Annotated in this window: 9 protein-coding genes; 4 read left to right on the top strand and 5 right to left on the bottom strand. The window is 67.4% G+C overall.

Features of this window, described 5'->3' with window-relative positions; all coding sequences use genetic code 11:
- Nucleotides 1–189: 189 nt before the first annotated feature.
- Nucleotides 190–2,004 (bottom strand): autotransporter assembly complex family protein, encoded by a 1,815-nt coding sequence (locus G3N93_RS29510; protein ID WP_174941625.1) that lies wholly within the window; start codon nt 2,002–2,004, stop codon nt 190–192.
- Between the two features lie 266 nt (nt 2,005–2,270).
- On the opposite strand from G3N93_RS29510, the gene G3N93_RS29505 reads away from it, so the two are divergent.
- The 4 genes from G3N93_RS29505 to panD all read left to right on the top strand — a co-directional run bounded on the left by G3N93_RS29505 (nt 2,271) and on the right by panD (nt 4,870).
- Nucleotides 2,271–2,459, top strand: coding sequence for a DUF3460 family protein (locus tag G3N93_RS29505; protein WP_011352889.1), 189 nt, complete (start codon nt 2,271–2,273; stop codon nt 2,457–2,459).
- Nucleotides 2,460–2,463: 4 nt separating this feature from the next.
- Nucleotides 2,464–3,336 carry a ScpA family protein gene (locus G3N93_RS29500; RefSeq protein ID WP_011352890.1) on the top strand — a complete coding sequence of 291 codons (873 nt, stop codon included), beginning with the start codon at nt 2,464–2,466 and terminating at the stop codon, nt 3,334–3,336.
- A 265-nt stretch (nt 3,337–3,601) separates the two neighbouring features.
- Nucleotides 3,602–4,441: a pantoate--beta-alanine ligase gene (panC, locus tag G3N93_RS29495; protein WP_206124110.1), complete on the top strand. Its 840-nt coding sequence runs from the start codon at nt 3,602–3,604 to the stop codon at nt 4,439–4,441.
- A gap of 42 nt (nt 4,442–4,483) precedes the next feature.
- Nucleotides 4,484–4,870 carry an aspartate 1-decarboxylase gene (panD, locus tag G3N93_RS29490; protein ID WP_174941621.1) on the top strand — a complete coding sequence of 129 codons (387 nt, stop codon included), beginning with the start codon at nt 4,484–4,486 and terminating at the stop codon, nt 4,868–4,870.
- A 131-nt stretch (nt 4,871–5,001) separates the two neighbouring features.
- Here the strand turns inward: panD and G3N93_RS29485 are convergent, their stop codons facing one another.
- The 4 genes from G3N93_RS29485 to G3N93_RS29470 form a co-directional block, all read right to left on the bottom strand.
- On the bottom strand, nt 5,002–5,670 hold the full coding sequence (locus G3N93_RS29485) for a ParA family protein (protein ID WP_174942073.1): 669 nt from the start codon (nt 5,668–5,670) through the stop codon (nt 5,002–5,004).
- 136 nt (nt 5,671–5,806) lie between these two features.
- Nucleotides 5,807–6,220: a DoxX family protein gene (locus tag G3N93_RS29480; RefSeq protein WP_174941617.1), complete on the bottom strand. Its 414-nt coding sequence runs from the start codon at nt 6,218–6,220 to the stop codon at nt 5,807–5,809.
- Between the two features lie 149 nt (nt 6,221–6,369).
- Complete coding sequence (locus G3N93_RS29475; RefSeq protein WP_167316019.1) at nt 6,370–6,510, bottom strand: hypothetical protein; 141 nt, start codon at nt 6,508–6,510, stop codon at nt 6,370–6,372.
- Nucleotides 6,511–6,591: 81 nt separating this feature from the next.
- Nucleotides 6,592–7,941: cobyric acid synthase (locus tag G3N93_RS29470; RefSeq protein WP_206134537.1), on the bottom strand; the 1,350-nt coding region annotated here is incomplete at its 5' end.

The raw sequence follows: 7,941 nt of genomic DNA, 5'->3' as shown, positions 1-7,941 counted from the left end.
TTTTGGTTTTTTTCAATGTGACGCCGCCGATGCTGATCTGCACGCGTGCGCGCACCCTGTCGCTACACGACGCTCTTCCTATCTGCGCGCGGGGGAGCGTCGGGCGCGCTGTCGGGCGAGTCCGGATCGTGAGGCGGCGTGTCGTTCGGATCCTTCGTCATGCGGTTCGTCGTCGGTGAAGCGGTACGGTCAGAAAGCGATGCCGAGCGTCAGGTACGGGCGCACGCTATGGTTGCGCAACCCGTACGCGACGTCGACGTTGATCGGGCCGACGGGGCTGCGCCAGCGCGCGCCGATGCCGACACCCGGGTAGAACACGCGCTCGCCCCACGCATCGGTGGCGGTGCCGATGTCGAAGAACGTCGCGGCGCCCCAGTCGCGGTTGAACCAGTGCTGGTATTCGGCGGTGCCCGTCATCAGGTACTTGGTCGGCAGCACGGAGCCGTCGACGCTGTTGCCGATGCTCTGGTAGCCGTAGCCGCGCACCGAGTTCGAGCCGCCCGCGCGGAACAGCAGCGACGCCGGCACGCCGGTCGAGCTGCCGCTCGTGAACACACCGCCGAGCTCCGCGCGGAACACGAACAGGTCGCGCTTGCCGATCGGCAGGTACTGCTGGCCGCGCGCGTAGCCGCGAATGAAGCTCTGGTCGGTCGCCACGCCCTTGATCGCGAAGCCGGCCTCCGCGTGGATCAGGTTGCCCGAACGCGGAAACAGCGGATCGTCGACGTTGCGGCGCGTCCACGCCCATTGCGGCACGAGCGCGCGGCTCGTGGTCGGACCCGCGCCGTTCTGGTCGAGCCGGTCCTGGTAGTACATCAGCGAATACGAATAGTCGATGAACTGGCCGGTGCGCGTGCGCTGTACGCCGACCCGCGCACTGTAGATGCGCGTGTCCGACACGTTGGTGTTCGTGTACGACGCAAGCACGCTGTTGGTCCAGCCCTTCTCGCCCGGCGGCATCGACAGCTGGACCTGCCCGTATTGCTGGATCTGGTCGAGCCGGCCCGACACGGTCAGCGGCCACGCGGCGCCGAACGTGTCGAGATACGTATAGGAACCCTGCACGTGCGGCCCGGTATCGGTGGCAAAGCCGACGCCGCCGCGGATGTTGTTGTACGGGAACTCGCTGACCTTCACGTGCACGGGCGTGCGCTCGGGCTTCGCCGTATCGTCGCCGACGTCGATCGCGACGCTCGCGTAATACGGCGTGTTCTGCAACTGCCGCTGCAGTTCCGTGATGCGCTGCACGTCGTAGATCTCGCCTTCCGACAGCGGATTGACGTTCGTGACGATCTTTTCCGGATAGCGCCGCACGCCGTCGACGTCGACCTTGCCAATCGTGAACGTCGGGCCGCTGTCGAACGTGACCGCGAGCGTCGCGCGCTGCGTGCGCGGATCGATGCGCGCCTCCGACGACGCGATCTTCCCGCCGAGATAGCGGCGCGACTGCAACTGCTTGAGCGCCGCGCCCTTCGCACCGTCCCAGTCCGACTGCGTGAACGGGTCACCCGGCTTCAGCGAGAACGCGAAACGGGTCGCGGCTTCCTGCTTCGGATCCTCGGTGTCGATGGGCCCCTTGAACGTCAGGTCGACGCTCGACACGATCGTCTGCTTCCCCGGATCGACCGCGATGCGCACGTCGCGCTTGCCGTCGCGCGTGCGCACGTCGGTGCGCACGACCGGCGAGAAATAGCCGGCCGTCGCGGTCAGGTCGCGCACCTGTTGCGGCGTGGCGGTGACGAGGAAGTCGAACTGGTCGTCGCTGATGTCGTCGCGCTTCGCGAAGCGCGCGATATCGAGATGCGACTTGAGCAGCTTGCGAACCGAGCGCGGCGCGTCGATGTCGACGTCGTACTTCGCGTGGGCCGGCAGCGCGAAGCACGCGGCAAGGCAACCCGCGAGGGTCACCCGCGCGGCGCGAGCCGCGGCGGCGGCGCGATTGCGTTCCACGCGCGGGCCCGCGTCATGTGCCGTGTGTGCTTGCTGGTTCGACTGCCCCGCCAAATATGACCTCGCCCTCGGTTGTCACGGTTTTGTGGAAAACCCTGTATTTGACCACAGGGTACTGGCACCAAAGCTTAATGTTTGTAAACCGCTGCGCGTGCGGGCGTGGCCGCTGCGTCATGCGTGACGGCGCGCTTCCGGGTGCCGGCTGCGCGCCAGCCCGCGGATTCGACGCGCGATTGACGCCGGCCGTTCCCGCGATGCGGTAAAATCCCGCCATCGTGAATCCGGCGCATCGTGCGCCGCCCGAAACGGAAAACCCAGCCATGCCGTACCAGTCCGATGTCACGCAGTTCCTGAACCAGCTCAAGCAGCAGAAGCCGACGCTCGAGGACGAGCAGCGCAAGGGTCGTTCCCTGCTGTGGGACAAGCAGCCGATCGACCTCGAAGAGCGCGCCGAGCAGCAGGAATCGCGCGTGAAGCAAACGTCGTACGTCTACTACCAGAACTTCTGACGACGTGAGCGCCGCAGACGAGGCCAGCGCCGCCCGGCAGGACGACGCGATCGCCGCGCCCGCGGGCGCCGATTCGACACCCGACACGGTCGACGGTGTCGCGGCATTCGCTCGCCTGTACGGCGAGCCGCTCTTCAAGCTGCCGCAGGATCTCTACATCCCGCCCGATGCGCTCGAGATCTTCCTCGAGACCTTCGAAGGCCCGCTCGACCTGCTGCTCTACCTGATCCGCAAGCAGAACTTCAACGTGCTCGACATCCCGATGGCGCAGGTCACCGCGCAATATCTGGGCTACGTCGACCAGATCCGCACGTCGAACCTCGAGCTCGCGGCCGAGTACCTGCTGATGGCCGCGATGCTGATCGAGATCAAGTCGCGGATGCTGCTGCCAGTCAAGAAGGCCGACACCGGCGAGGAAGCCGAGGATCCGCGCGCCGAACTCGTGCGCCGCCTGCTCGAGTACGAGCAGATGAAGCTCGCCGCGCAGCGGCTCGACCAGTTGCCGCAGCTCGGCCGCGACTTCCTGCGCGCCGAGGTCTACATCGAGCAGAGCGTCACGCCGCGCTTCCCCGACGTGAATTCGGACGACCTGCGCGCCGCATGGGCCGACGTGCTCAAGCGCGCGAAGCTCGTCCAGCACCACAAGATCTCCCGCGAGGAGCTGTCGGTGCGCGAGCACATGAGCCTGATCCTGCGCCGGCTGCAGAACGCGCGCTTCATGGAATTCGCCGAGCTGTTCGACACGTCGCGCGGCGTGCCGGTCGTCGTCGTGAATTTCATCGCGATGCTCGAACTCGCACGCGAGTCGCTCCTCGAGATCACGCAGGCCGAGCCGTTCGCGCCGATCTACGTGCGTCTCGCGTACCTGCCCGCGTAACGCCCGCGCCCGCCCTTTCCGTTCTCCCGAGTCATCCCGGCACACTCGCCGCCTCACCGCAGTCCTGCACGGCCGCGCGAGTGGTTGCCGGCACGCCCGATTAAAAAGTGAACGACCGTTCTTTTTTCGATGCGTTTGGCGGCCAAATCCTCTACAATCCGCCGACGCCCGATGCGCCGCCCGCGCGCCGGCGTTCTCCGCTTCGACCCCGACGCCGCTGCTGCGGCGCCAACGCGCGCCAGCGCGAGGAACCCGCTACCCGATCATGAAAGTCATCAGCTCGATCCATGAACTGCGCGACCAGCTGCGCGGACAGAACCGCACGGCGTTCGTGCCGACGATGGGCAACCTGCACGAAGGGCACCTGTCGCTGATGCGCCTCGCGCGCCAGCACGGCGACCCGGTCGTGGCGAGCATCTTCGTCAACCGGCTGCAATTCGGCCCGAACGAGGATTTCGACAAGTATCCGCGCACGCTCCAGGACGATATCGAGAAGCTGCAGAAGGAAAACGTCTACGTGCTGTTCGCGCCGACCGAGCGCGACATGTACCCGGAACCGCAGGAATACCGCGTGCTGCCGCCGGACGATCTCGGCGGGATCCTCGAAGGGGAATTCCGGCCCGGCTTCTTCACCGGCGTGTGCACGGTCGTGACGAAGCTGATGGCCTGCGTGCAGCCGCGCGTCGCCGTGTTCGGCAAGAAGGACTACCAGCAGTTGATGATCGTGCGCCGCATGTGCCAGCAGCTCGCGCTGCCGGTCGACATCATCGCCGCCGAAACCGTGCGCGACGAGGACGGCCTCGCGCTGTCGTCGCGCAATCGCTACCTGTCGGCCGACGAGCGCAGCGAAGCGCCCGAACTCGCGAAGACGCTGCAGCGCATCCGCGAAAGCGTGCTCGGCGGCGAGCGCGACCTCGGCAAGCTCGAAGAAATGGCCCGCACGCATCTGGCCGGCCGCGGCTGGGTGCCCGACTACATCTCGATCCGCCGCCGCGCGAACCTGATCGCGCCGGACGCGGCCCAGCTCGAAGCCGGCGAACCGCTCGTCGTCGTCGCGGCCGCGAAGCTCGGCGCGACACGCCTCATCGACAACCTGGAAATCTGACGGGCCGCCCCGCCCGCGCCTCTCACGCATCACGGAGACACCATGCAGCGCCACATGCTCAAATCGAAGATCCACCGCGCGGCCGTCACGCACTGCGAGCTGCACTACGAAGGCTCGTGCGCGATCGACGAAGACCTGCTCGAAGCATCGGGCATCATCGAGAACGAACGGATCGACATCTGGAACATCAACAACGGCGAGCGCTTCTCGACGTACGCGATCAAGGGTGAGCGCGGCAGCGGAATGATCTCGCTGAACGGCTCGGCCGCGCGTCGCGCACAGCTCGGCGACCTCGTGATCATCGCGGCATTCGCGATGGTCGACGACGCCGAGCTGCAGGCCGGCTGGAAGCCGAAGCTCGTGTTCATCGACGACGGCAACAAGATCAAGGGCCACCGCGATCACGTGCCGACGCAGAACTGGACCTGACCTGAACGGCCACCCGCGTGCCCTGGCGCGCGGGAGTAGCCGCGCCGCTTGACGTCAAAGGGCCGGATTCCGTACTCGACGGAATCCGGCCCTTCGTCATTTCATCGTGCGCCGGCCCGGCGGCCGCGCGATCAGGACGCCTTGGCGGCCTTCTCCGTCTTCTCTGCCTTCGGCGCCCGGCGCTCGGCCCATTCGACGATCGGCCGCCACTGTTCGAGATCCTTCTCGACCCGGCTCTTCGCGACGTCCCACAGCGTGAGGCCGTGAGCGGCAATCTGCACGTAGTTCTGCGTGTCGCGCACGTAGCCGAGCACCGGCAGGCCGAGCCCTTCGACGAACCGGTGCAGCTGGTCGGACGAGCGCGTGCGCGCATCGACCCGCATCCCGACGATCCCGACCTCGACGTTGCCCTTGCGCACGGCCTTCTCGCCGGCGAGGCGCTCCAGAAACTGCTGCGTGGCCAGAATATCGAACATCGACGGCTGCAGCGGCACGATCACCTTGTCGGCCAGTTGCAGCGCGACGTTGAGCCGGTTGCCGTGCAGGCCGGCCGGCGTATCGATCACCGCATATTCGAGGCCGCGCGGCGGCTTCGTCGGTGCGTCCGGATCGAGCGCCCATGCCTCGATCGCCGGCAATCCGGCCGGCCGCAGGTCGAGCCACGCATGCGCGGACTGCTGCCGGTCCAGGTCGGCGAGCGCGACCCACGCACCCTGCGCCGCGAAATAGCCGGCAAGATTGGTGGACAGCGTGCTCTTCCCCACGCCGCCCTTCGGATTCGCCACCACGATCACCGTCATGAATTCCCCCGAAAAAGCCGCGCGGCGCCCGCCGCATGGCAGGCGCCGCTCGAATGCGGATACAGGGAGCGATGATATCGGCAAACGGGGTATCACCGGAACGGGTTGCGCCGCCCCGGGTGCGCTTACTTACCCCTTACGCACGCTGAATCGCGGCCTCCCGTGCGCCGAGCGCGAACGCGCCGCCGCCCAGCAGCGCCTGAACGGCGAGCGTGACGGCCCAGAACGCCGGATATTCCCAGCCGCCGTTCGGTGACGCGAAGCTCCAGCCGTTCGGCAGATGCGCGGCGGTCGCGCCGAGCATGAACGGCAGCAGCACGAGTGCGGCGACGCGCACGCGGAAGCCTGCGAGCAGCGCGAGGCCGCCGGCCAGTTCGACGAACGTCGTCAGGTACGCGAGCCAGCCCGGCAGGCCGATCGACGCAAAGAACTGCGCGGTGCCGGGCAGCGTGAAGACGAACACCTTCTGCGCGACGTGCGCGAGGTACAGCACGCCGAGCGCGACGCGTAGCAGGGTCGCGGCGAAATCGTTGAGGCGATTGGGGTTCATGGCGAATTCCTTCGTGAGTGGTGTGAATGGATTGCACTCTATTCGAATCAATTCGACCGATAAACGCGACAATTCGCTTTAACTGATTCCCATGTGGAATTAATTGAGACCTAAAAAGGGGCATGACCGATCATGCCCCGCAACCTGCTTCAGTAACCGCTCTTGCCTTGTGTGGCGTCGCCGGAACCGGACTGGCTGCCGCCCGGTGCGTACGAATCGCACGCGTGCGCAACCGCCGACGCGCCCAGCAGCGCCGCGAGCAGCACGCTCCACCACCATCGAGCCTTCATCGTCGCACTCCTCCAGGCGGACATCCGCCCTCCTGTGTTGTACGCGATCCGGCGGAAAAAGCGAGCGCGGCCCGACTCGCGTCAACGAAACTCGGCGTACAGCGCGTCGAGGTCGAGATGGTCGGCGAACGTGTCGGCCAGCCGTTCGAGCGATGCCTCGCGCAACGCCGGATAGTCGATCCGCTCCGCGCCGTCGAGCCCGGCCCACGCGAGCAGCGCCGTGCAGGCGTCGGGCGAGTCGAACAGCCCGTGCACGTAGGTCGCGAGGATCTGGCCATCGTCGGACACCGCGCCGTCCGGGCGCGTGCCGTCCTGCGCGGCGTCGGCTGCCAGCGCCAGCGCAGGCGACGCCAACGCGGGCCCGTGCGTGTCGCCCATGTGGATCTCGTAGCCGCGCACGGCTGCCCCGCCCGGCAGCGCGAGATGCCCTGTCACGTTCTTCAGCGTCTTGTCGGGCTGCAGCGTCGTGTCGAAATCGAGCAGCCCGAGCCCCGGCACGCTGCCGGGCGCGCCTTCGAGGCCGAGCGGATCGTCGAGCGTGCGGCCGAGCATCTGCATCCCGCCGCAGATGCCGATCACCTTGCCGCCGTAGCGCAGGTGGCGACGGATCAGCGTGTCCCAGCCCGCGTCGCGCAGCCATGCAAGGTCGCGCTGCACGCTCTTCGAGCCGGGCAGGATCAGCAGGTCGGCGTCCGGCACGGGACCGCTCTTCCAGTACGTGAATTCGACCTGCGGATGCGCGCGCAGCGGATCGAAATCGGTGTGGTTGCTGATGCGCGGCAGCGCCGGCACGACGACGCGCAGCACGCCGGCGTCACCGCGTGCGGCGGCGCTGCGCGCCTGTGCGGGCAGCATGTCCTCGGCGTCGAGCAGCAGGCCGTGCAGGTACGGCAGCACGCCGAACACGGGCTTGCCCGTCTGCGCGCGCAGCCAGTCGAGCCCCGGTTCGAGCAGCTTGAAATCGCCGCGGAAGCGGTTGATCACGAAGCCGCGCACGCGCGCGCGCTCGCTGTCCGACAGGCACGCAAGCGTGCCGACCAGATGCGCGAACACGCCGCCGCGGTCGATGTCGGCGACGAGCACGACCGGGCAGTCGACGCGTTCGGCAAATCCCATGTTCGCGATGTCGCCTTCGCGCAGGTTGATCTCCGCCGGGCTGCCCGCGCCCTCGACGATCACCGTGTCGTAGCCGGCGCGCAGGCGCGCGTACGACTCGAGCACCGCATCGAACGCGACCGGCTTGTAGTCGTGATACGCACGCGCATCGAGATTCATGCGCGCCTTGCCGTGAATGATCACCTGCGCGCCGCGATCGCTCGTCGGCTTCAGCAGCACGGGGTTGAAATCCGTATGCGGCGCGACGCCCGCCGCCAGGGCCTGCAGCGCCTGCGCGCGGCCGATCTCGCCGCCGTCGGCCGTCACCGCGCTGTT

It is taken from the genome of Burkholderia sp. Se-20378 (genome assembly GCF_017104665.1).
GTDB classification, from domain to species: Bacteria; Pseudomonadota; Gammaproteobacteria; order Burkholderiales; family Burkholderiaceae; genus Burkholderia; species Burkholderia lata.
Note: the sequence above shows the minus strand (reverse complement) of the source record. Positions and strands in the feature narration are given on the sequence as shown.